The 21,841-nt window shown below is 63.5% G+C and carries 19 protein-coding genes; 9 read left to right on the top strand and 10 right to left on the bottom strand.

The window, feature by feature from the left end; translation table 11 throughout:
- Nucleotides 1–35: 35 nt before the first annotated feature.
- Complete coding sequence (locus tag BM136_RS09540; protein ID WP_092971614.1) at nucleotides 36–1,877, bottom strand: S10 family peptidase; 1,842 nt, start codon at nucleotides 1,875–1,877, stop codon at nucleotides 36–38.
- Between the two features lie 570 nt (nucleotides 1,878–2,447).
- On the opposite strand from BM136_RS09540, the gene BM136_RS09535 reads away from it, so the two are divergent.
- Nucleotides 2,448–3,035, top strand: coding sequence for a malonic semialdehyde reductase (locus tag BM136_RS09535; protein ID WP_092971613.1), 588 nt, complete (start codon nucleotides 2,448–2,450; stop codon nucleotides 3,033–3,035).
- Nucleotides 3,036–3,096: 61 nt separating this feature from the next.
- Here BM136_RS09535 and nth read toward each other — a convergent pair whose 3' ends face one another.
- Nucleotides 3,097–3,741: an endonuclease III gene (gene nth, locus BM136_RS09530; protein ID WP_092971612.1), complete on the bottom strand. Its 645-nt coding sequence runs from the start codon at nucleotides 3,739–3,741 to the stop codon at nucleotides 3,097–3,099.
- A 14-nt stretch (nucleotides 3,742–3,755) separates the two neighbouring features.
- Entirely contained in the window at nucleotides 3,756–4,586 is an 831-nt protein-coding gene (gene rsxB, locus BM136_RS09525; protein ID WP_092971611.1) for an electron transport complex subunit RsxB, read from the bottom strand.
- A 140-nt stretch (nucleotides 4,587–4,726) separates the two neighbouring features.
- Between rsxB and BM136_RS09520 the strand changes: the two genes are divergently transcribed.
- Nucleotides 4,727–5,422, top strand: a complete 696-nt coding sequence (locus tag BM136_RS09520; RefSeq protein WP_092971610.1) for a TetR/AcrR family transcriptional regulator — start codon at nucleotides 4,727–4,729, stop codon at nucleotides 5,420–5,422.
- A 69-nt stretch (nucleotides 5,423–5,491) separates the two neighbouring features.
- On the opposite strand, the gene BM136_RS09515 is transcribed toward BM136_RS09520, so the two are convergent.
- Together BM136_RS09515 and BM136_RS09510 are read right to left on the bottom strand one after the other, a co-directional pair.
- Nucleotides 5,492–6,763 (bottom strand): polyhydroxyalkanoate depolymerase, encoded by a 1,272-nt coding sequence (locus tag BM136_RS09515; RefSeq protein ID WP_092971609.1) that lies wholly within the window; start codon nucleotides 6,761–6,763, stop codon nucleotides 5,492–5,494.
- Nucleotides 6,764–6,968: 205 nt separating this feature from the next.
- On the bottom strand, nucleotides 6,969–8,165 hold the full coding sequence (locus BM136_RS09510; RefSeq protein WP_092971608.1) for an amino acid aminotransferase: 1,197 nt from the start codon (nucleotides 8,163–8,165) through the stop codon (nucleotides 6,969–6,971).
- 336 nt (nucleotides 8,166–8,501) lie between these two features.
- Here BM136_RS09510 and uvrB point away from each other — a divergent pair, with 336 nt between their 5' ends.
- Together uvrB and BM136_RS09500 are read left to right on the top strand one after the other, a co-directional pair.
- The gene (gene uvrB, locus BM136_RS09505) at nucleotides 8,502–10,592 is read left to right on the top strand and encodes an excinuclease ABC subunit UvrB (protein ID WP_092971607.1); all 2,091 of its coding nucleotides are present in this window, start codon (nucleotides 8,502–8,504) and stop codon (nucleotides 10,590–10,592) included.
- A gap of 163 nt (nucleotides 10,593–10,755) precedes the next feature.
- Entirely contained in the window at nucleotides 10,756–12,840 is a 2,085-nt protein-coding gene (locus BM136_RS09500; RefSeq protein WP_092971606.1) for a site-specific recombinase, read from the top strand.
- A gap of 2 nt (nucleotides 12,841–12,842) precedes the next feature.
- On the opposite strand, the gene rbsK is transcribed toward BM136_RS09500, so the two are convergent.
- The 5 genes from rbsK to BM136_RS09475 are packed head-to-tail and all read right to left on the bottom strand — an operon-like array spanning nucleotide 12,843 to nucleotide 18,471.
- Nucleotides 12,843–13,808: a ribokinase gene (rbsK, locus tag BM136_RS09495; RefSeq protein WP_027677792.1), complete on the bottom strand. Its 966-nt coding sequence runs from the start codon at nucleotides 13,806–13,808 to the stop codon at nucleotides 12,843–12,845.
- Nucleotides 13,809–13,845: 37 nt separating this feature from the next.
- Nucleotides 13,846–14,886: a LacI family DNA-binding transcriptional regulator gene (locus tag BM136_RS09490; protein WP_027677791.1), complete on the bottom strand. Its 1,041-nt coding sequence runs from the start codon at nucleotides 14,884–14,886 to the stop codon at nucleotides 13,846–13,848.
- An 18-nt stretch (nucleotides 14,887–14,904) separates the two neighbouring features.
- Complete coding sequence (locus BM136_RS09485) at nucleotides 14,905–15,912, bottom strand: ABC transporter permease (protein ID WP_092971605.1); 1,008 nt, start codon at nucleotides 15,910–15,912, stop codon at nucleotides 14,905–14,907.
- The gene (locus BM136_RS09480; RefSeq protein WP_092971604.1) at nucleotides 15,902–17,482 is read right to left on the bottom strand and encodes a sugar ABC transporter ATP-binding protein; all 1,581 of its coding nucleotides are present in this window, start codon (nucleotides 17,480–17,482) and stop codon (nucleotides 15,902–15,904) included. The genes BM136_RS09485 and BM136_RS09480 overlap by 11 nt, the downstream gene beginning before the upstream one ends.
- 29 nt (nucleotides 17,483–17,511) lie before the next feature.
- Nucleotides 17,512–18,471 (bottom strand): sugar ABC transporter substrate-binding protein, encoded by a 960-nt coding sequence (locus BM136_RS09475; protein WP_092971603.1) that lies wholly within the window; start codon nucleotides 18,469–18,471, stop codon nucleotides 17,512–17,514.
- Between the two features lie 423 nt (nucleotides 18,472–18,894).
- On the opposite strand from BM136_RS09475, the gene iscR reads away from it, so the two are divergent.
- The 5 genes from iscR to BM136_RS09450 all read left to right on the top strand — a co-directional run bounded on the left by iscR (nucleotide 18,895) and on the right by BM136_RS09450 (nucleotide 21,810).
- On the top strand, nucleotides 18,895–19,488 hold the full coding sequence (gene iscR, locus BM136_RS09470) for a Fe-S cluster assembly transcriptional regulator IscR (RefSeq protein ID WP_092971602.1): 594 nt from the start codon (nucleotides 18,895–18,897) through the stop codon (nucleotides 19,486–19,488).
- Nucleotides 19,489–19,562: 74 nt separating this feature from the next.
- The gene (locus tag BM136_RS09465) at nucleotides 19,563–20,780 is read left to right on the top strand and encodes an IscS subfamily cysteine desulfurase (protein WP_092971601.1); all 1,218 of its coding nucleotides are present in this window, start codon (nucleotides 19,563–19,565) and stop codon (nucleotides 20,778–20,780) included.
- A gap of 70 nt (nucleotides 20,781–20,850) precedes the next feature.
- Entirely contained in the window at nucleotides 20,851–21,252 is a 402-nt protein-coding gene (iscU, locus tag BM136_RS09460) for a Fe-S cluster assembly scaffold IscU (protein WP_004635709.1), read from the top strand.
- A 26-nt stretch (nucleotides 21,253–21,278) separates the two neighbouring features.
- Nucleotides 21,279–21,599: an iron-sulfur cluster assembly protein IscA gene (iscA, locus tag BM136_RS09455; RefSeq protein ID WP_024976135.1), complete on the top strand. Its 321-nt coding sequence runs from the start codon at nucleotides 21,279–21,281 to the stop codon at nucleotides 21,597–21,599.
- 10 nt (nucleotides 21,600–21,609) lie between these two features.
- A complete protein-coding gene (locus BM136_RS09450; protein WP_092971600.1) occupies nucleotides 21,610–21,810 on the top strand; it encodes a DUF3565 domain-containing protein in 201 nt (66 codons plus the stop codon).
- The last annotated feature ends 31 nt before the right edge of the window (nucleotides 21,811–21,841 follow it).

The raw sequence follows: 21,841 nt of genomic DNA, 5'->3' as shown, positions 1-21,841 counted from the left end.
TGAACTGGGCGGTTTTGCGTTCTGCCTTGAGGCGATTACTTCTTCTGCCCGGCCGGCAGGCGTTGCAGGCTCTGCACCCGCATCAGGGCCGGACGATCGGCCATCACGCCATCGTAGAACGAAGCCAGGTCACCCTTGAGCGCGGTGCGCGACGCATCGTTCAGATAGATCATGTGGCCCGACGGGTAGTTCTTGATCGTCAGGTTCTTAGCCTTGAGCGTCGGGTCGAGCGGCATTTGCGCCAGCGTCAGCTCGGTCTGGTGGAACGGCGTGACGGCATCGAAATAGCCGCTGGCCTGCAGCACCTTCAGGTCGGGGTTCAGGCTCATCGTCGAGGCGAGGTCGCCAGCGGTGTACAGCGTGTTGCCGCCGCCCTTGTTGGCGCCCGTCGGGTCGATGTGGCTGAAGTCCCAGTTGTTGAACACGGCGTCGTTCAGGTCCACGAACGACGACGTCGACGTGTACTTGAGCTGGGTGTTCAGGTAGCTGTTCCACAGCACCGTGTACGCGCCGCCGATGTTCGAGATCGACGGATCGTTGCTGCCCGAGTTCGGCAGGATGAACGGCGCGATGCCCTGGCCCGTGTAGTTGGCGCGGCCGTCATACTGGCCGATCTGAATACCCGGATTGAGCGTCAGGAAGAACGTGTACGGCGGGTTGTTGTTCTGCGATGGCACGTTGCCCAGCGCCGCCGGATTGCCGAACGTCTGGATCAGCGAGACCGGATCGGTGCCGATGTACGAGCCCATCGTCTGCGCTGTCGCCAGGTTCAGATTCAGGCGCACGTTGACGAAGCCGCCGTCCGCGGCGCTTGGCGCTTGCGCAAGCGGTGCGAGCGTGTTGTCAGCGTAGTTGCGTGCCTGGACCATGTAGCTGTCGAGGTCGGTCGGTGCGGGGTTGAGTGTCGTCTTCTTCCAGTAGAACGCGTCTGCTGCCAGCGTCGGGAAGGTGCCGACGGCCGAGAGCGCATTCGCGTAGTCGAGAATCGACGATTGCAGCGTGATCCCGTTCAGCTCGATGCCGTCTTCATGCAGCACCCACGACAGCACCGCACTGCGCGCCGTGCCATAAGACTCGCCGTACAGGAACTTGGGCGAGTTCCAGCGCGAATTCTTGGTCAGGTAGCGCTGGATGAAGCGGTCGATGGAATGCGCGTCCTGGTCGGTGCCCCAGAAGTCCTTGTTTTTGGCCGGTGCAATGGCGGCTGAATAACCGGTGCCGACCGGGTTGATGAACACCAGGTCGGAGCGGTCGAGCAGGCTGTCCGGGTTGTCGGGCAGTTTGTACGGCGCCGGTGGCGTGAAGTTCGGGAACGACGACTGCAGCCGCTTCGGCCCGAACGAGCCCAGCAGCAGGAACACCGACGACGAGCCAGGGCCGCCGTTATAGAAGAACGTCACCGGACGCGGCTTTGACGGGTCCGGGTTGTCCTGCGTGTACGCCACGTAGAACATCGTCGCGTTGGATTGCGACGTAACCGGGTCGATGGTCGTCAGGTGGCCGGCCGTGGCCGTGTAGGCGATGCTCTTGCCGCCGATCGTGACCGTGTGGTGCGTGATGGCTGCGCTTTCGCCCGGGTCGGCAGCCAGGGCGTCGTTGGGCCCGGTGCCGTAGACGTTCGGGTCGACGTAAGGCTGGTCGGGCGGTACGGCGGCAGCTACCGGCTGCGTGGTTGCGTTGCCGGCGTTGGCGGCAACGCCGCTGGGGTTGGCCGTGGCGGATGAGTCTCCGCCGCCGCAACCCGCCAGCAGCACGGCTGACAGCACTGCGGCCGCAAACGATACACCAAAGGTTCGAGACAAACCTGCAAAATCACTGGTCGATAACCTGGATTTTTTCATGGCGATAATGACCTTCTTCAGGGTGACGAACGCCATCACTTAAAACGGTTGGTTTTAAGTGGGCTCCATATTCGTTTTGCGTTTTGTCATTTCTATACGACGCAAGGCGAATATTCTGATTTCCCGCCTTGTCTGCGGAAATTAATGCAATTGTTTATTTTTTGGCAAAAGACGTCCCTGAAATCCGAGCGGATCTCAAAAAGAAAACGATCATGGGGTCAAGCCCGCGGGCGTTTGCGCAAAGCCTCACAAGGACTGTGCGAAAACGTGGGGATGAATGCGGCCGCGCACCTGTTTTAAAATCAGATGCGTATCCGATACGTCCAGCCCTGCGGGTAATGCAATAACGAACCAAAAAGTAGTTCGTAAGCAAACCGTTGTAAAGGGCTCTTTTCCGTTGTGCGCGATGGGCTGTAAAAATCACCATGCCCACGCCATGCCGCCTCGCAATAAGTGCGATTAAATACAAACAAGGCATGCCGTTTTTTCTAAAGTAGGCGTGCTGCTGACTGGTATGGGATTCCCATCCGGGGCGTGCAGGTGTCCGGCACGCGCTGAAACAGCGCATTACAATGCGCTCCTCAACTCTTTCCGGAGCACCTTGCAATGCCGATGCTTGAACCGTCCGTGCTGGACCAACTGTTCCACGCAGCCCGTACCCACAACGTGTGGCTGGACAAGCCGGTCGACGACGAACTGCTGCATACGCTGTACGACACCGTGAAGTACGGCCCGACTGCCGCCAACAGCACGCCGGCCCGCTTCGTGTTCGTCAAGAGCGCGGCCGCCAAGGAGCGCCTGATTCCGTGCATGTCGGCCGGCAATCAGGAAAAGACCCGCCAAGCGCCCGTCGCCGTGATCGTTGCGTATGACACGCAATTCCACGAGCAACTGCCCAAGCTGTTCCCGCATACCGATGCGCGTTCGTGGTACGCCGGCGACCAGGCCAAGATCAATGCGGCTGCGCTGATGAACGGCTCGCTGCAGGGGGGCTACCTGGTGCTCGCCGCGCGTGCCTTGGGCCTGGACTGCGGCCCGATGGCCGGCTTCGATGCTGACAAAGTGAACGAGACGTTCTTCCCCGATGGCCAGTGGAAGGTCAACTTCATCATGAACATCGGCTACGGCGACGCCGAGAAGCTGCACCCGCGCAACCCGCGCCTGTCGTTCGAAGAGGCGTGCAAGATCGTTTGATCCACAACCGGTCGCGCAAGCAAAACGGGGACTCGCATCTGTAACGGCGGTCCCCGTTTTTTCATTCCTTCGGTGCCGGTGTCTTCGGCTTGAATTCGCACAGCGGCTCGATAGCGCAATGCCAGCACTCGGGCTTGCGCGCCTTGCACACGTAGCGACCATGCAGGATCAGCCAGTGGTGCGCGTCCTGGCGAAACTCTTCCGGCACCACCTTCAGCAGTTTCAGCTCGACTTCCAGCACGTTCTTGCCCGGCGCCAGCCCGGTGCGATTGGCCACGCGAAAGATGTGCGTGTCCACGGCAATCGTGGGCTCACCGAAAGCCGTGTTCATCACCACGTTGGCCGTCTTGCGGCCCACACCCGGTAGTTCTTCCAGCGCAGCGCGGTCACGCGGCACTTCACCGCCGTATTGGTCGAGCAGGATCCGGCACGTCTGCAGGATGTGCTTGCACTTGGTGCGATACAGCCCGATGGTCTTGATGTATTCGGTAATGCCTTCCTCGCCCAGCGCCAGCAGTTTGGCGGGCGTATTGGCCACCGGAAACAGCTTGCGCGTTGCCTTGTTCACGCCAACGTCGGTTGCCTGCGCCGAGAGCAGCACCGCAATCAGCAACTCGAACGGCGTGGTGTATTCCAGCTCGGTGGTCGGCGTCGGGTTGTTTTCGCGCAGGGTCTCGAAGATGGCGTGGCGCTTGGCGGGATTCATCGTCGGGCAGGGGTTCAGGGTTTGTCCGCGTCGGGTTTGGTGCCGTGTTCGATCTGGCTGGCGATGCGTTTGCGGCGCGCTTCGGCCTCGTCAATCTGGGCTTGCACATCCGCCGACACGTCAGTCACGTTGCGCGGACCTTGCCCGCGCGCGGCCATCTCGGCCTGCTTCTGGCGCGCGCGTTCAATCGCGGCCTGAATGATCGCCTTCTTGCGGGCCTGCGCGGCGAGTTCGGCATTGTCAGCCGGTTGTTCGGCGCTGACGGCAGCGAGTTTGGCTGCGGCCTTGGCGGCAAGCCGCGCTTCGTTCTCGGCTTGTTCGCGCTTGAGGCGTGCGTTGCGGAAGATGTAGCGGTCCCGCGCGACATCGGCCTGCTGCTGGCTCCATGCGTCCCAGCCCGTGCGTTCGCCGGTGACGGGGATCATGTCGATGCAATCGACGGGGCAGGGCGGTACGCAGAGGTCGCAGCCGGTGCACCAGTCTTCCAGCACCGTGTGCATCGCCTTGGGTGCACCGACGATGGCATCGACCGGGCATGCCTGAATGCACAGCGTGCAACCGATACAGCGCTCCGGGTCGATGACCGCCACGGCGCGTGGCTGTTCGATGCCGTTGGAAGGGTCCAGCGGCAACAGGTCACCCGTGCGGCCGAGAGCGTCGGACAGCCGGCGGACACCTTCCGCGCCGCCGGGTGGGCAGCGATTGGGTAGCGCCTCGCCGTTGGCCATGGCTTCAGCGTAAGGGCGGCAGCCGTTGTAGCCGCACTTGGTGCATTGTGTTTGCGGCAGGAGGTTTTCGAGCCGGTCGGCCAGGGATGCGGCCACTGCGGGGACCAAGGAAACCACGATGGGACTTATCGTTTGAATAGCCTGCCATTATCGCCGATTTGGTCCCCGCGCAAGGCGTGCATGCCCTGACATCGCATACGGCGGGCATGTCTTAACCCTATGACATAATTCCTGCGTTCTAAACGGACCGACGTGCCATGCCGTCTCACCCAGCCGCGCCCATCGCCGACATCGAAGTCGATGCTCATGGCGAATCCGCCGCACCCCGCACGCGTCGTGACCCCGCCGGCACGCGCCGACGCATTCTTGCCGCAGCCATCGAGGAGTTTTCGCGGGGCGGTTTTGCCGGTGCCCGCGTCGACGCCATCGCCCGCCGCGCCGAGACCAATGAGCGCATGCTGTATTACTACTACGGCAGCAAGGAAAAGCTCTTCCTGACCGTGCTCGAACACATGTACTTTCGCTTCAAGGAGGCGGAAGAGCAGGTGCAGATCGAGTCGTCGGACCCGCGTGAGGCAGTCATTCAGCTTGCACGGTTCGTCTGGGACTTCTATTACGAGAACCCCGAGTTCATCCGCCTGCTCAACAGCGAAAACCTGCACGAGGCGCGGCATCTGAAGACCTCGCCGCACCTTGTCGAGCTGGTCAACCCGGTTATCGATGTGCTGCGCGGCGTGGTCGAGCGTGGCCAGCGCAGCGGCATCTTCCGCGAGGACGTCGATGTGTCGCGCCTGTATCTGACGATCTCGGCGCTGGGTTATTACGTGCTGTCCAACCGCTACACGATCAGCGCCGTCGTGGGCCGCGACATTGCCTCGGCCGACGAGCACGAAGCCTTCGCGCAACTGCATATCAAGATGCTGCTGGCGTATCTGGATCGGCCCAAGAGTTGATCGGCGGAAGCATCGTCGCGTAACAAAAAAGCCTCGCAGGTGCGAGGCTTTTTCTTGGGTGCTTAAGGTTTACGCGACTGCTTTGATGCGCGGAGCGCTCTCTTCGTTGCGGCGAATGAAATCACGCAACTGCGGATACACCTGCTCGCGCCAGCGGCGACCCGAGAAGATGCCGTAGTGGCCGCACTTGGGTGCCGTCAGATGCTGCTTGCGCGCGTTCGGGATGCCGGTGCACAAGCCATGCGCGGCTTCGGTCTGACCGCTGCCGGAGATGTCGTCCAGCTCGCCCTCGATGGTGAAGAGCGCGGTGCTCTTGATGTCCTGCGGGCGCACCGGCTTGCCTTCCACCACCCACGTGCCATTGGCCAGATGGAATTCCTGGAACACATCGCGGATGGTTTCGAGGTAATACTCGGCAGCCATGTCGAGCACGGCGTTGTACTCGTCGTAGAACCGTACGTGGGCTTCAGCGTCTTCCGTGTCGCCCTCGATCAGGTTCAGGTAATAGTCGTAGTGCGATGACAGGTGGCGGTCCGGGTTCATCGCCACGAAGCCGGCGTGTTGCAGGAAGCCCGGATAGACCTTGCGTCCGTGCCCCGGATAGTTGGCCGGCACCGTGTAGATCACGTTGTTCTCGAACCAGCTGTGCGACTTGTTCGTCGCCAGCGAGTTGACGGCGGTCGGGCTCTTACGCGCGTCAATCGGGCCGCCCATCATGGTCATCGTGCGCGGCGTCTTCTCGCCGTCCGAGGCCATCAGCGAGATGGCGGCCAGCACCGGCACCGTCGGCTGGCACACCGAAATCACGTGCAGCTTGTCGGCGCCAATGTAGTTGATGAACTCGCGGATGTAGTTGATGTAGTCCGACAGGTGGAACGCACCCTCTTCGACCGGCACCATGCGGGCGTCGATCCAGTCGGTCACGTAGACCTTGTGATCCTGCAGCAACGTGCGCACGGTGTCGCGCAGCAGCGTGGAGTGGTGACCCGACAGCGGCGCGCACACCAGCACGACCGGCTCATCCTTGAGCAGCTTGATGGTCTCGGCGTCGTCGGCGTAGCGCTTGAAGCGGATCAGGCGGCAGAACGGCTTCTCGATGATGGTCTGCTCGACGATCGGAATGTCGCGGCCGTTGGACTTGACGGAGCGGATGCCGAATTCCGGCTTCTCGTACTCCTTGCCCAGGCGATACAGCAGCTCGTAGCCCGCAGCGTAGCGTTGCGCGCCGGGCATCAGGGACAGCGGACTCAGGGGGTTGGTGAAGGTCTTGGCAGTTGCCTGGGCCCAAGCCGTCATGGGGCTGAGCAGGGCGCGCTGGAATTCGTGAAGCTGGTAAAGCATGGCTGGACCGGTCTCTGGTGGCGAAGGCGACGCAAACGATTATGCACCTGGGTGCAGGTTACTGCGATGCAGCATAAACCCTGATAACGGAGTGTTGCGCTGCTTCTATGATGCGCCCGTGTCAGTCTAGTCCGATGCAGCAAAAAAGCGGCCGAAGCCGCTTTTCTTTTTGCAATTGCCGGTAAGGGGTGACGCCTACTGCACCTTACAGAACATCAGCAATGGCATTCACCACGGCGTCGATGTTGTGCGTATTCAGCGCGGCCACGCAGATGCGGCCGGTCGACACGGCATAGATGCCGTGCTCGGTGCGCAGGCGATCCACTTGCGCGGAGGTCAGGCCCGAGTACGAGAACATGCCGCGCTGGGCCTTCACGAACGAAAAGTCGGTCTTCACGCCCTTGGCGGCCAGCTTGTCGACCAGCGCGTTGCGCATCGACTTGATGCGATCGCGCATTTCGCCCAGTTCCTGTTCCCACATCGCGCGCAGCTCGGGGCTCGTCAGCACGCTGGCGACGATCGTGCCGCCGTGCGTCGGCGGGTTCGAGTAGTTCGTGCGGATCACACGCTTGACTTGCGACAGCACGCGAGCGGCCTCGTCCTTGCTGGTCGTCACGATCGACAGTGCGCCGACGCGCTCGCCGTAGAGCGAGAACGACTTCGAGAACGAGCTAGAAACGAAGAACGGCAGGCCCGATTCAGCAAACAGACGCACCGCCAGGCCGTCTTGCTGGATGCCGTCGGCAAAGCCCTGGTAGGCCATGTCGAGGAACGGGATCAGGTTCTTGGCCTTGATGACTTCCACGACCTGCTTCCACTGCTCGGTGGTCATGTCCACGCCGGTCGGGTTGTGGCAGCAGGCGTGCAGCACGACGACCGTGTTCGGCGCGTAGCTGTTCAGCGAATCCATCATGCCGGCGAAGTTCAGGCCGTGCGACGGGGCATCGTAGTACGCGTAGTTGACCACTTCGAAGCCGGCCGACTCGAACAGCGCGCGGTGGTTTTCCCAGCTCGGGTCGGAAATCGCGACCTTGGCGTTCGGGTACAGGCGCTTGAGGAAGTCGGCGCCGATCTTCAGTGCGCCGGTGCCGCCCAGGGCTTGCGCGGTGACCACGCGGCCTTCGGTGATCAGCGGCGACTCGGCGCCGAATAGCAGCTTCTGCACGGCCTGGTCGTAGGCGGCGATGCCTTCGATCGGCAGGTAGCCGCGCGGGGCAGCGGCGGCCAGTCGGGCCTTTTCGGCCTCCTGCACGGCGCGCAGCACCGGAATTTTCCCTTCGTCGGTGAAGTACACGCCCACGCCCAGATTCACTTTGGTGCTGCGGGTATCGGCGTTGAAAGCTTCATTCAGGCCCAGGATGGGATCGCGCGGAGCCAGTTCGACGGCGGAGAAAAGCGACATGAGATGTCTCGATCGGTTGGTTCGGAATTCGGTGGGATCTTGCAGGCGGTGCGGCGCGGACTCCGGGGCGGGTCGCCCGGCGCCAGAAGTACAACGAGGCGCGCACGAAGATGGATTGTACCGAATACAGGCTCTAATCGCCCGAAAAATCCTTGCAGAACAGGCGCCTAAAGCGTTTCAGCGGCCAGTACAGATAGGCCGCCCCGGCTATCCAAACGATTGCTCGGGCCGCACGCTACACTAGACGATTGGTTGCAATTGCCGCTGCCGCCCTCATTTGCTGAAGGCGTGCGAGTCACTTTGTCGACTTCCCGCGCTGCCCTCCTACCCGCCGCCATGACCGATCTGAGCCAAGTCCCCAGCCCGCACGACGAGTCGAAGTTCGTGACTTTCGAGGGCTCGCCGTTCCAGTTGTACCAGCCGTATCCGCCGGCCGGCGACCAGCCTGAGGCGATCCGCCAGCTCGTGGAGAACATTGGCGACGGCCTGTCGTACCAGACCCTGCTGGGCGTGACGGGCTCGGGCAAGACCTTCACCATGGCCAATGTGATCGCGCAGGTGGGGCGGCCTGCCATTGTCTTTGCGCCGAACAAGACGCTGGCGGCGCAGCTGTATTCGGAGTTTCGCGAGTTCTTCCCGCGCAATGCGGTGGAGTACTTCGTCTCGTACTACGACTATTACCAGCCTGAGGCCTATGTGCCGCAGCGTGATCTGTTCATCGAGAAGGATTCGTCGATCAACGAGCACATCGAGCAGATGCGGCTCTCCGCCACCAAGAGCCTGCTGGAGCGCCGCGATGTGGTGATCGTGGCCACTGTGTCGGCCATTTACGGTATCGGTAACCCGAGCGAATACCACCAGATGATCCTGACGCTGCGCGCGGGCGACAAGGTCAGCCAGCGCGACGTGATCGCACGCCTGATCGCCATGCAGTACACGCGCAACGAGACGGATTTCCAGCGCGGCACCTTCCGCGTGCGCGGCGACACGGTCGACATCTTCCCGGCCGAGCATGCAGAAATGGCGGTGCGCCTGGAACTGTTCGACGATGAAGTCGAATCGCTGCAGCTGTTCGATCCGCTGACCGGGCGCGTGCGGCAGAAGATTCCACGATTTACGGTGTACCCGTCGAGCCACTATGTGACGCCGCGCGAGACCGTGTTGCGCGCCATCGAGACCATCAAGGCCGAGCTGCGCGAACGGCTCGATTTCTTCTACAAGGAAAACAAGCTGGTGGAAGCGCAGCGGCTCGAGCAGCGCACGCGCTTCGATCTGGAGATGCTGCAGGAGCTGGGCTTCTGCAAGGGCATCGAAAACTATTCGCGCCATCTGTCTGGCTCCGCGCCGGGCGAACCGCCGCCGACGCTGGTCGACTACCTGCCGCCGGATGCGCTGATGTTCCTCGATGAATCGCACGTGCTGATCGGCCAGCTCAACGGCATGTACAACGGTGACCGCGCGCGCAAGGAAACGCTGGCCGAATATGGCTTCCGACTGCCTTCCGCGCTCGACAACCGGCCACTCAAATTTGCTGAGTTCGAGACCAAGATGCGGCAGGTGACGTTCGTGTCTGCCACACCGGGGGATTACGAAAAGAAGACGGCCGGCACGGAAGTCGTGGAGCAGGTCGTGCGCCCCACGGGCCTCGTCGACCCGACGATCGAGGTGCGCCCGGCTACGACGCAGGTCGACGATCTGCTGTCCGAGATCCATGTGCGCGTCGAGGCCGGCGAGCGTGTGCTGGTGACCACGCTCACCAAGCGCATGGCCGAGCAGTTGACCGAGTTCCTGTCGGAGAACGGCGTCAAAGTCCGCTACCTGCATTCGGACATTGATACCGTGGAACGCGTGGAGATCATCCGCGACCTCCGCCTGGGCACGTTCGATGTGCTGGTCGGCATCAACCTGCTGCGCGAAGGCCTGGATATTCCCGAGGTCTCGCTCGTGGCGATCCTGGATGCGGACAAGGAAGGTTTCCTGCGCGCCGAGCGCTCGCTAATCCAGACCATCGGCCGTGCGGCGCGGAACGTGAACGGTACCGCCATCCTGTATGCGGATCGCATGACCGATTCGATGAAGAAGGCGATTGGCGAAACCGAGCGCCGCCGCGCCAAGCAGATCGCCCACAACGAGGCGCACGGCATCACGCCGCGCGGTGTGGTCAAGCGGATCAAGGACATCATCGACGGTGTGTACAACGTCGACGACGCGCGCGCCGAACTGAAGGCCGCGCAAGAGGCCGCCAAGTACGAAGACATGAGCGAGAAGCAGGCGTCCAAGGAAATCAAGCGCCTGGAAAAACAGATGCTCGACCACGCCAAGAACCTCGAATTCGAAAAGGCGGCGGCGGTGCGCGATCAGCTTGCCAAGCTCAAGTCGCAGCTCTTCGGGGCGAGCGGCGAAGACCATATCGTTCCGGCTGCCTGAACTGCGCGGCCACCTGCGTTGTCGGACTCCCGCCTTGCCGCAGGCGGCGGGGGTTGCTGTCAACGCCATTTCAGATCAAATTCAGGCACTGCGCGTCGCCTGACCGGGGAATCGGCACGTGCTGCAGCGCTCGACTGCACGCGTCCGCCATCAAGGGAGTCCGATGTTCAATTTTTTGCTTAACCCATGGCGCAAGTGGCGCGCTTCCCGGCACGCCAGCCATCAACTCGACGCCATCCTCGCCCAGTTCGAGCCCACGCGCAGTCTGGCCGAACGCAACGAATGGCTGATCGAGCTGACTTACTGGCTGCGTCGGGCAGACCGGCCTGAGGGTGCCGCGTCGGAGTCCTGGCGTTATGCCCGTCTGCGTTATCTGTTGCAGGTGCTGGAGAACAATCCGGCCCTGGCAGAACGCGCCGGACAGACATTGCGCAGCATCGTGCAAGACAACGATCCGGTGTCGCTGCTGTGCGATACGGGGTTGTCGTCACGCTCGGGTTTCTGGAGTGAGTTGCTCGACCGTTGGCAGGCGCGCCTGCTGCCGCCTGCACCGAACCAGCCGCAACTCGCGGCGTTGTTTGCGCTGATGTTTGTGGGACCGACCGACGCGCAGTGGGTCGATGGTCTGGACGACGAACTGGTCACGCGCCTCTACGCGTTGTTCCGTGCCGGGATGACTGAAGACGAGCACGCAGCGGGCCAGACGCGGTTGGAGCGCAGCCTCGGCATCGGTATCCAGATCCTGATCAGTCAGGTGCGCGCGGCTGGGCTGTCGCGCGGCATCCGCAGCCGCATGGACCATGCGGAACTGACGGACTCTCCGTTCTATCTGCTGGCCGACGCAGCCAACGCGATCTTCCTTGAGCGGCCCAACGCCGCGCTGGCGAGCCCCGAGCGGTTCCTGCAGGAACTCAACTATTTCCGCGCTGTGCTGGACCGCTGCCGCTCGGCTACCGCCAGCGTGTATCAACATCTGGATGAGAACGGCGTCTCGGTGGAAGTCGTGTTCCAGGTCGAGCGGATGAAGGCGTGGCTGGGCCGCATCGATTTGCTGCTCACCGCGTGGGCAGATACACAGGGCTCACGCCGTTTCGTGCATATGACGGCCGAACTGGTGTCGGCCAGCCAGCATCGCCGCAGTGTGGGGTATCTGATTCGCTCCACGTTTGCGGATCTGGCGCGCAAGGTGGTCGAGCGCTCAGCGGAGAGCGGCGAGCACTACATTACGCGCGACGGCAAAGAATACGGCGCGATGGTCAAGGCTGCGGCCGGCGGTGGCGTCATTACGGCGGCCACCGTGTACATCAAGTTCTTTATCACCGGCGCGCATCTGTCGCGCTTTACCGAAGGGCTGTTCGCGTCGATCAACTATGCGGTCAGCTTTCTCGGCATCCATTTCGCGCATTTCACGCTGGCCACCAAACAACCTGCCATGACGGCCCCTGCGCTGGCGCACCGGCTCGATCAGGTGGGGCGCCAGGAAGGGTTGGACCGCTTTGTCGACGACACGGTCGCCATGATCCGCTCCAACGCGGCGGCGATTGCGGGCAATCTTGTGGCCGTGGCACCGGTAGCCTTCCTGGTGCAGTGGCTGGCCGGGCGCTTCTTCCATACCGATCTGATTTCGGCAGCGAAGGCGATGGCGACCATCGATTCCTTTTCGATCCTTGGGCCGACGCCGTTGTACGCGATCTTCACGGGCGTGTTGCTGTGGGCGTCAAGCCTGGCGGCGGGCTGGGCAGACAACTGGTTCGCGCTACACCGTGTGCATGACGTGATCGCCTACCACCGGCGCCTTCGGTTCATGGTCGGCACGCAGGGCGCGCAGCGCATTGCCAGCTTCTGGAAGCGCAATCTGTCGGGCATTGTCGCCAACGTGTCGCTGGGCTTCATGCTGGGGCTCGGGCCCGAGATCCTGTCGTTCTTCGGCCCGCATATGGAAGTGCGTCACGTCACGCTGTCGACCGGTGCGGTGGCAACCGCCGTGGGCGTGCTGGGCCCAAGCGTGATGCATACCGCACCATTCTGGCTGGCTGTGGCCGGCATTGCGCTGATGGGTGTGCTGAACGTGCTGGTGTCGTTCGCGCTGGCCTTCAACATGGCGATGCGCTCACGCAACCTGCGCGGGGTCGATCGTAAGCGCGTGACGGGCGCCGTGTGGCGTCGCATCTTGCGGGATCCGCTGTGCCTGCTGGTGCCGCGCGCCCCGACTGTGAGCACGCCGCCCAGCACCAGCACGCCGGTCTAGGTCTAGTGGGTTGCGGGAGCGGCAGGCGCGCCCAACTCGCTGCGGAACGGAATGGATGGCTGCGCGCCGAGCCGCGTGACTGACACTGCCGCCGCGGCTTGCCCGAATTCGATGGCCGTATCGGGCGACACGCCTTCTGCCAGTGCCACAGCCAGCGCGCCGACAAACGTATCGCCGGCAGCGGTGGTGTCGATGGCGTGCGCGATCGGTGCCGGCATCAACAGGCGCGACTGCGCATCTACGTAAGCCACGCCGCGCGCGCCCAGCGTGACGATCACGTGCCGCGCACCTTGTGCATGCAGATCAGCGGCGGCATCCAGTGCGGCTTCGGGCGAATCGACAGGGCGGGCTGTCAGTAGCGCCGCTTCGGTTTCGTTCGGGATGAGGTAATCACAGGCCGCAATCCATGGGGTAGGCAGCGGGCCGATGGCAGGCGCCGGGTTCAGGATGACCGTTTTGCCAAGCCGCTGCCCGAGCTTGAGCGCGCATTCCACCGCATCCGGCGGAGATTCCAACTGACAAACGATTACGCGCGCGCGTTCGAACGCTGCCTGTTGCGCTTCGATCATCGCTGGCGTTAGCAATTCGTTGGCGCCAGCCACGATGACGATGGTGTTCTGGCCGCTGTTGGCCACGGTCACGCAGGCGATGCCGGTGGCTGCCCCGGCGTGCACCGACACCATCGATGTGTCCACGCCCTCGCGGCGCAGGCCTTCGCGCAGTGCGGTGCCGTATGCATCGTCACCCACGCAGCCGAGCATGGCGACACGGGCCCCCAGGCGCGCAGTCGCCACGGCCTGGTTGGCACCCTTGCCGCCTGGGATGGTTTCCAGCGCAGGCGCAGCAACCGTTTGCCCGGGACGCGGCAAGCGCGGCGTGCGGATCACGAGATCCATATTCAGGCTGCCGACGATCAGCACGTCGGCAGCGGGGTGCGCGGAAGAGGCGGAAGGGCGCTTGGCCACCATGGCGGGACTACGTTGAAGGCGTGAAAGGAATGCGGGATCAGGCGGCGCGGGCGGGGCGCTCGGGCTCGGCGGTCGACTCGCGCAAAGACAGGCGCGGCGGCAGCACGATGCGGCGCGCACGGTGCTCCTCCACGGGATGTCGCAAGGCGTTGTCGCCGAGGTGTTCGAGCAGCGTCTGCGCGGTGGTCTCGCCGAGTTGGCGGATCGATTGGCCGACGGTGGACAGCGCCGGGTAGACGTAGCGGCTCAGTTCGATGTCGTCAAAGCCCATCACGGACAGCGCCTTCGGCACAGGAATGCCCAGTTCCGCCGCAGCGCGCAGCGCGCCGATACCCATCAGGTCATTACCGGCAAAGATGGCCGTGGGCATCTCGCCTTCGGTCAGCAGTTGGCGCGCGGCACGGTAGCCGCCGGGGCTGGTGAAATCGCCTTCGGCAATGCGGGCCGAGGCTTCCGGCACGCCGGCTTCGCGCAGCGCGCGGTGGAAACCGGCAAGGCGCTCTGCCGTCACGCTCAGTGCCGACGGCCCGCTGATGCAGGCGATGCGGCGGTGGCCGAGTTCCAGCAGATGCTTGGTCGCCATGTACGCGCCTTCTTCGTGATCGACTTGCACTTGGTCGGCCTGGATGCCTTCGGTCGGGCGGTCGACCATCACGATGGGCAGGGCGGATTCACCGAGCGCTTCGACCAACGCCGTGTCTGGCCCGGCGCTGCTGACGATGATGCCGTCGACGCGTTTTTCCATCAGCACACGCAGGTAGTCGCGCTGCTTGCGGGGGTCGTCGTCGGAGTTGCAGAGGATGACGCTGTAGCCAGCGGCAGCGCACACATCTTCAATACCCCGCGCCAGCTCCGCAAAGTACGGGTTGGTGGCGGTGGGCACGAGCACGCCAATGGTGCGCGTGGTGCGGTGTTTAAGCGAACGCGCCACGGCGCTGGGCACATAGCGCGTAGCCCGGATGGCTTCTTCCACGCGCTTGCGTGTCTCGGCGTTGACTGGCCTTGTGTTGTTGATGACGTGCGAGACGGTGGTGAACGAAACCCCGGCCAGTGCGGCCACGTCCTTGATGGTTGCCATGACGATCTCCTCTGTCTCTTAATGTTGCTTGCTGCGGTTGCGCTTGCTGCGATAGGTGTCCATGACCACGGCCGCGACGATGACCGCGCCCGTGATGATTCGTTTGGTGGGCTCCGATGCGCCGATCTGTGCAAGGCCTGATTCGAGCACCGAGATGATCAGCACGCCGAACAGCGTGCGCACGACCGACCCGCGTCCGCCCATCAGGCTCGTGCCGCCGATCACCACGGCCGCGATCACCTGCAGTTCCATGCCTACGCCCGCGTTCGGATCGGCCGCTTCCAGACGCGACACCTGGAACAGCGCCGCCAGCCCCGACAACAATCCCATCAGCGCAAACACGGCAACCTTGTATGGCCGCGGATTCACGCCCGCTAGCCGCACGGCTTCTTCATTGGTGCCGATGGCCACCAGGTAGCGGCCGAACACCGTGCGCACTAGCACGATCTGGCCAACGATCGTGATGACAATCGCAATCAGGAACGACGGCGCAATGCCCAACGTGATGGGGTTGGCCAGCCAGTCGACCGCGCTGCCGATGTACACCGTGCGCGAATCGGTGAGGCTGTAGGCGAGGCCGCGCGCCATTTCCAACACGCCCAGTGACACGATGAACGACGGAATACCCCAGTGCACCGTGACCGTGCCGGTCAGCATGCCGGCCGCCGTGGCTAGCGCCACGCCCGCCAGCGCTGCTGGCAGCAACCCCCAGCCGAACTGGGTCATGGCAACAGACAGCACCGAAGCCGACAGCGCCAGCACCGAGCCCACCGACAGATCAATGCCGCCGATCATCAGAATGAAGGTCATGCCCACGGCCATCACCAGCAAGTCCGGGATCTCGTTGGCGATGGTTGTGAACGTGGGCAGCGAGAAGAACGTCGGCGACAGCGTGCCGAACAGCACCAGCATGGCGATCAGCGCAGCGAGCAACCCGCCGATGGTGCCAAGCGACATGCCCAGCGCCGCGCGCGTGCCGGCAGGGGCAGCGGGCGGCGTCGGGGGCAGGGTGGAATCAGAGCGCATCTGCCGTCTCCGAGGGGGATTGAGGTGCAGGTGACTCGGCTTTTTCCGATTCACCGAAGGCGGCGGCGAGCAGGGCGTCCTGGCTCCAGTCACCGCGTTGGAAGATGTGCGTGAGCCGCCCGGCGCGCATGACGCCGATGCGGTCACACAACTGCATGAGTTCGCGCAGATCGCTCGACACCACGACCAGCGCCTTGCCTCGCACCGCCAGCGCCTCCAGCAGCGTGTAGATGTCGAACTTGGCGCCGACATCGACGCCTCGCGTGGGCTCATCGAACAGCAGCACGGGCGTGTCGCGCTCCAGCCAGCGGGCGATGGCCACCTTCTGTTGATTGCCGCCGGACAGTTCACCCACCGGCTGCTCCGGACCCGCGCATCGGACCCGCAGGGCGCCGATGTGCCGCTGCGCCAGCGCACGCTCTTGCGCGGGTTGCAGCCAGCCGCGCTTCGTGACGCCCGGCATGTTGCCCAGTGCGATGTTCGTGGCGATGGGCAGGCTCAGCATCAGGCCTTCGTCCTTGCGGTCTTCGGTGAGCAGGCTGATGCCGTGGCGTACCGCATCGCCGGGCGAACGGATGCGCACAGGTGCCAGCGGCGAGCCCACTTCGACGGTGCCCGCGTCTGCGCGGTCCGCACCGAAGATCAACCGCAGCAGTTCCGTGCGCCCCGCACCGACCAGCCCCGCGATGCCAAAGATTTCCCCCGGCGCCACGTCAAAGCTCACATCGCGCACGGCCGGCGCACGCGTGAGGCCGGTCACCCGCAACGCTGGGGAGCCGTCACCGGGCCACGGCGCGCGCGTGGTGCGTTGCGTTTCGGATGCGGCGGCCACGTCGCGACCGACCATCGCCTGGATCAGCGCATCCTGCGTGACCGTCGCAGCCGGCGCATCGGTCACGAGCTTGCCGTCACGCAGCACGACGATGCGATCGGCAATGCGCGCGAGTTCGTCCAGGCGGTGGGAGATGTAGACGATCGCCACGCCTTCGCGGCGCAACGCGTCGATGCGCTCGAACAGCGTGGCGCTCTCGTGCGCGCTCAGCATTGCCGTCGGCTCGTCGAGGATCAGCACACGGCATGCGCTGGCCAGCGCGCGGGCAATCTCGATCATCTGCCGGTGGCCGATGCCCAGCGTCTGGACGGGCGTCCACGGGTCGAGGTCCAGGCCGACGCGCGCGAGCGCTTGTTCAGCCCGCTCGCGCAACGCGGGGCGATCCACGAAACCGAGCCGCTGGGGCAGGTCGCCCAGGAACAGGTTTTCGGCCACCGTCAGCGTGGGCACCATGCTCAGTTCCTGCAGCACCATGCGCACGCCCAGCGCTTCGGCTGCGCTGCGCGAATCGGGGGCGTACAGCGTGCCGGCCAGCGTCATCGACCCGGAAGTCGCCGTCTCCAGTCCGCAAAGGATCTTGGAGAGCGTGCTCTTGCCGGCGCCGTTCTCTCCCGTGAGCGCAAGCACCTCGCCCGCGTGCACGTCGAGATCGATATCTCGCAGCACGGGGGCGGCGTAGTGCTTGCTGAGCGCGGAGACGCGCAGCAGCGGCGCGCGCGGTTCGTAAGCGGCAGACATGGCTGGCGGCGGCTGGCCGGTCTGTCGGGTCAGGAACGCGTGACGAGGTTGACCGGTGTCTCGACGACACCTGACAGCTTCGCCTGCGGCGTCTTGGAGGCCAGCGCCTTCAGGGCGGTCTCGATGCCGTAGACGGCTTGCTGATCGGCGTGCTGATCGGCCGTCGCAACGACACGCCCATCAGCCAGCATGGCCTTGATGGCGTCGATGTTGTCATAGCCGCCAATCAGCACCTTGCCCAGCTTGCCGGCCGCGCGCACCGCCGATACGGCGCCGATCGCCATGTTGTCGTTGCCGCACAGCAGCGCCTTCAGATTGGGCTCGGAACGCAGCATGGCGGCCGCCACCTTGTTGCCCTTGTCGATTTCCCACTCGCCGGACTGCACGCCTGCAATCTTCAGCTTGGCGGCTTCGGCCGCGTCCTTGAAGCCGGCGGTGCGTTGCTGGGCATTTGTGGTGGTCGGAATGCCCTCGATGATGCCCACGGCATCGCCCGGCTTGAGCGACTTGGCAACAAAGTCGCCCACCAGTCGCGCACCCTTGCGGTTGTCCGGCCCCACGAAAGGCACGTTAAGGCCCTTTTCCTTGAGCGCCGCCGGGTCGAGCCGGTTGTCGATGTTGATGACGAGAATGCCCGCGTCCACGGCCTTCTTGACGACCGGCACCAACGCCTTGGAGTCGGCCGGCGCCAGCACCAGCGCGTCCACACGCGCGACGAGCATCTGCTCGACCAGGCGAATCTGCCCGGCGGTGTCGGTTTCGTCGCGAATGCCGTTGGTCAGCAGCGTGTACTCCGACGCGTGGTCCTTCTGATGCTTGCGGGCGCCGTTCTCCATGGTCAGGAAGAACTCGTTGGCGAGCGACTTCATGACCAGCGCCACTTTGGGCGGCTGATTGGCCGCGTACGCCAGCGAAAACGGGAAGGGCAGAGCAGCAGCTACGGCAGAGCCCGCGCCAAGTTGCAGGGCGCGGCGACGGCGGATATCCATGGTGTCTCCTCCAGGAAGAGGCCTATCTGGGCGGGTGGGATGCGGGCGTCGTTGCCGCTTCATGCCGTAAGGCATTCCTAAGGGCAATCGCGCCTCGCTCTTCGCAAACGTTTGCGTATCTGACAGTCTCGGCTACCGCGTAACAGAAGTCAATCAAATTGCGCTTTTCACCGCATAAGGAAAAACCCGCAGTGACGGCGCCTTCGCGAGGGCCCCGTGAGTTGCGTTGCGGGAGTGGTGTGATAGCCCTATCGAACGTGGTTGATTGTTTTAGTCCACAATACGGCCTGCCGCGTGGCCATCCCGGTTTTCGGGCTCTGCAAATCCCCTTGCTGCGACGCGGAATCCCCCGACACCTTAGTTGACCGATTTTGTCGGGTTCCTTTATACTTGAGCAAAACGATCAGGTATTTCCCCGACGCCATGAGATTGACCACCAAAGGCCGCTTCGCGGTCACCGCCATGATTGACTTGGCGCTGCGCCAAGAGCAGGGTCCGGTCACGCTGGCTGGCATCAGCCAGCGTCAGAAGATTTCGCTGTCGTATCTGGAGCAGCTGTTCGGCAAACTGCGCCGCCACGAAATTGTGGAAAGCGTGCGCGGTCCGGGCGGCGGCTACAGCCTCGCACGCCGTGCCGACGACGTCACCGTTGCCGACATCATCATCGCCGTGGATGAGCCGCTGGATGCCACCCAATGTGGCGGCAAGGGCAACTGCGGCGGCGAAGAGCATGTCGGCGGTCACACGGGCCGCTGCATGACGCACGACCTGTGGGCCACGCTCAATCAGAAGATGGTCGAGTATCTCGATTCGGTGTCGCTTCAGAACCTGGTCGATCAGCAACGCGAACGTCAGCCCGAAGTGATTCAGGACATGCGTGAAGCGCGTCCGGCTCGCCGCGAACGCGCACCGGCACGCGCCCGTACCACTGATGCGCCGGCCGTGACGTCAGTGGCTGCCGAGCCCGTCAAGCGCGCGCCGCTGGTCAACTCCGTTTTCAGTCTGGCGCAGTCGTGATTGCGCCGGCGTGAGGCCAGCCACGACGCCAGCCCCACACAAGAACATCGCCCCCCACACAAGGCAGACAAGATATGAGCACCCCGCATCTTCCCATCTACATGGACTATTCCGCGACGACGCCGGTGGATCCGCGCGTGGTCGACAAGATGATCCCGTACCTGCGCGAGAGCTTTGGCAATCCTGCCTCGCGCAGCCACCCGTTTGGCTGGGAAGCTGAGAAGGCCGTCGAGACCGCGCGCGAACAGGTTGCAGCGCTGGTGAACGCCGACCCGCGCGAAATCGTCTGGACGTCCGGCGCTACCGAGTCCGACAACCTTGCTATCAAGGGCGCTGCCAACTTCTACAGCAGCAAGGGCAAGCACATCATCACCGTGAAGACCGAGCACAAGGCTGTGCTGGACACGACGCGTGAGCTGGAGCGCCAGGGCTTCGAAGTGACGTATCTGGACGTGAAGGACAACGGCCTGATCGATATCGAAGTCTTCAAGCAAGCCATTCGCCCCGACACCATTCTTGCGTCGGTGATGATGGTGAACAACGAAATCGGCGTAGTTCAGGACATCGAGCAGTTGGGCGAGATCTGCCGCGAAAAGGGCGTGATCTTCCACGTTGATGCTGCACAGGCCACGGGCAAGGTGGGCATCGACCTGCAGAAGCTGAAGGTCGACCTGATGTCGTTCTCGGCTCACAAGACGTATGGGCCGAAGGGCATCGGTGCGCTGTACGTGCGCCGCAAGCCGCGTATCCGCATCGAAGCGCAGATGCACGGCGGTGGCCACGAGCGCGGCATGCGTTCGGGCACGCTGGCGACGCACCAGATTGTGGGCATGGGTGAGGCCTTCCGCATCGCCAAGGAAGAAATGGCGACCGAAAACGAGCGCATCCGCATGCTTCGTGATCGGCTGTATCGCGGCCTCAACACGATGGAAGAGGTGTATGTGAACGGCGACATGGAAGCCCGTGTACCGCACAACCTCAACATCAGCTTCAACTTTGTCGAAGGCGAGTCGCTGATCATGGCCATCAAGGACGTTGCCGTGTCGTCTGGTTCGGCTTGCACGTCGGCCTCGCTGGAACCGTCGTACGTGCTGCGTGCGCTGGGCCGCAACGACGAACTGGCGCACAGCTCGATCCGCTTCACGGTGGGCCGCTTCACCACGGAAGAAGAAGTCGATTACGTGGTCGAACTGCTCAAGAACAAGATCGGCAAGCTGCGCGACCTGTCTCCGCTGTGGGAGATGTACAAGGACGGCGTGGATCTGAACAGCATTCAATGGGCGGCGCACTAAGCGCGGCGTTTGAGAACAACGGCGAGAATGGTGTCCGCAGGCGCCAGCCAACGATTGAAAGAGGTGTGAAATGTCTTACAGCAACCAAGTTCTGGACCATTACGAAAACCCGCGCAACGTCGGTTCGTTCGAGAAGGGCGACGACACGGTCGGTACCGGTATGGTCGGCGCGCCGGCTTGCGGCGACGTGATGAAGCTGCAAATCAAGGTCAACGAGCAGGGCGTGATCGAAGACGCCAAGTTCAAGACCTACGGCTGCGGTTCGGCCATCGCTTCGTCGTCGCTGGTGACGGAATGGGTGAAGGGCAAGACGCTGGATCAGGCGCTGGAGATCCGCAACACGGCCATCGCTGAAGAGCTGGCGTTGCCGCCGGTGAAGATCCACTGCTCGATCCTGGCCGAGGACGCCATCAAGGCGGCCGTGGCCGACTACAAGGAAAAGCACGGCTCGGCCGAGCAGAAGGCTGCTTGAGCCGGTTTGGATAGAAAGGACGCAGCATGATCACCCTGACCGACAAGGCCGCGCAGCACGTTTCCCGCTACCTCACCCGCCGCGGCAAAGGCGTGGGCTTGCGCGTGGGCGTGAAGACCACGGGCTGTTCGGGCCTGGCATACAAGCTCGAATATGCAGATGAGATTGCCGCCGAAGACGAGGTCTTCGAATCCAACGGCGTCAAGGTGATCGTCGATCCGAAGAGCTTGCCGTACATCGACGGCACCGAGCTGGACTACGCGCGAGAAGGGCTGAACGAAGGTTTCCGCTTCAACAACCCGAACGTGAAGGACGAGTGCGGCTGCGGCGAGTCGTTCCGCGTGTGAGCGGGGCGCATTGAAGCAGGCGATTGTCGGTTTCGAGCGGGACGAGGAGGGCCACTGGGTCGCCCGTCTCGCTTGCGGACACGGGCAGCATATGCGCCACGATCCGCCCTGGCAGTTGCGGCCCTGGACCGAAACCGAAGTCGGGCGCGCCAGCAAGATCGGCGTGGTTGTGGAGTGCCTGAAGTGCGATCGGGGTGAACCGGTCGAATGAGGAACACGAAGGAACACGAGGCGGCGCGGCC

Source organism: Ralstonia sp. NFACC01, from assembly GCF_900115545.1.
Lineage (GTDB): Bacteria > Pseudomonadota > Gammaproteobacteria > Burkholderiales > Burkholderiaceae > Ralstonia > Ralstonia mojiangensis.
This window is presented reverse-complemented; position numbering and strand designations above follow the sequence as displayed.

Coding starts and splice junctions, on each gene's coding strand:
- BM136_RS09465 (WP_092971601.1), top strand. CDS start 19,563: ATGAGCACCCCGCATCTTCCCATCTACATGGACTATTCCGCGACGACG.
- BM136_RS09510 (WP_092971608.1), bottom strand. CDS start 8,165: ATGTCGCTTTTCTCCGCCGTCGAACTGGCTCCGCGCGATCCCATCCTG.
- rbsK (WP_027677792.1), bottom strand. CDS start 13,808: ATGGTGGCCAAGCGCCCTTCCGCCTCTTCCGCGCACCCCGCTGCCGAC.
- BM136_RS09515 (WP_092971609.1), bottom strand. CDS start 6,763: ATGCTTTACCAGCTTCACGAATTCCAGCGCGCCCTGCTCAGCCCCATG.
- iscA (WP_024976135.1), top strand. CDS start 21,279: ATGATCACCCTGACCGACAAGGCCGCGCAGCACGTTTCCCGCTACCTC.
- BM136_RS09520 (WP_092971610.1), top strand. CDS start 4,727: ATGCCGTCTCACCCAGCCGCGCCCATCGCCGACATCGAAGTCGATGCT.
- BM136_RS09480 (WP_092971604.1), bottom strand. CDS start 17,482: ATGTCTGCCGCTTACGAACCGCGCGCGCCGCTGCTGCGCGTCTCCGCG.
- BM136_RS09535 (WP_092971613.1), top strand. CDS start 2,448: ATGCCGATGCTTGAACCGTCCGTGCTGGACCAACTGTTCCACGCAGCC.
- BM136_RS09540 (WP_092971614.1), bottom strand. CDS start 1,877: ATGGCGTTCGTCACCCTGAAGAAGGTCATTATCGCCATGAAAAAATCC.
- BM136_RS09490 (WP_027677791.1), bottom strand. CDS start 14,886: ATGGCAACCATCAAGGACGTGGCCGCACTGGCCGGGGTTTCGTTCACC.
- BM136_RS09485 (WP_092971605.1), bottom strand. CDS start 15,912: ATGCGCTCTGATTCCACCCTGCCCCCGACGCCGCCCGCTGCCCCTGCC.
- iscR (WP_092971602.1), top strand. CDS start 18,895: ATGAGATTGACCACCAAAGGCCGCTTCGCGGTCACCGCCATGATTGAC.
- uvrB (WP_092971607.1), top strand. CDS start 8,502: ATGACCGATCTGAGCCAAGTCCCCAGCCCGCACGACGAGTCGAAGTTC.
- BM136_RS09500 (WP_092971606.1), top strand. CDS start 10,756: ATGTTCAATTTTTTGCTTAACCCATGGCGCAAGTGGCGCGCTTCCCGG.
- iscU (WP_004635709.1), top strand. CDS start 20,851: ATGTCTTACAGCAACCAAGTTCTGGACCATTACGAAAACCCGCGCAAC.
- BM136_RS09475 (WP_092971603.1), bottom strand. CDS start 18,471: ATGGATATCCGCCGTCGCCGCGCCCTGCAACTTGGCGCGGGCTCTGCC.
- nth (WP_092971612.1), bottom strand. CDS start 3,741: ATGAATCCCGCCAAGCGCCACGCCATCTTCGAGACCCTGCGCGAAAAC.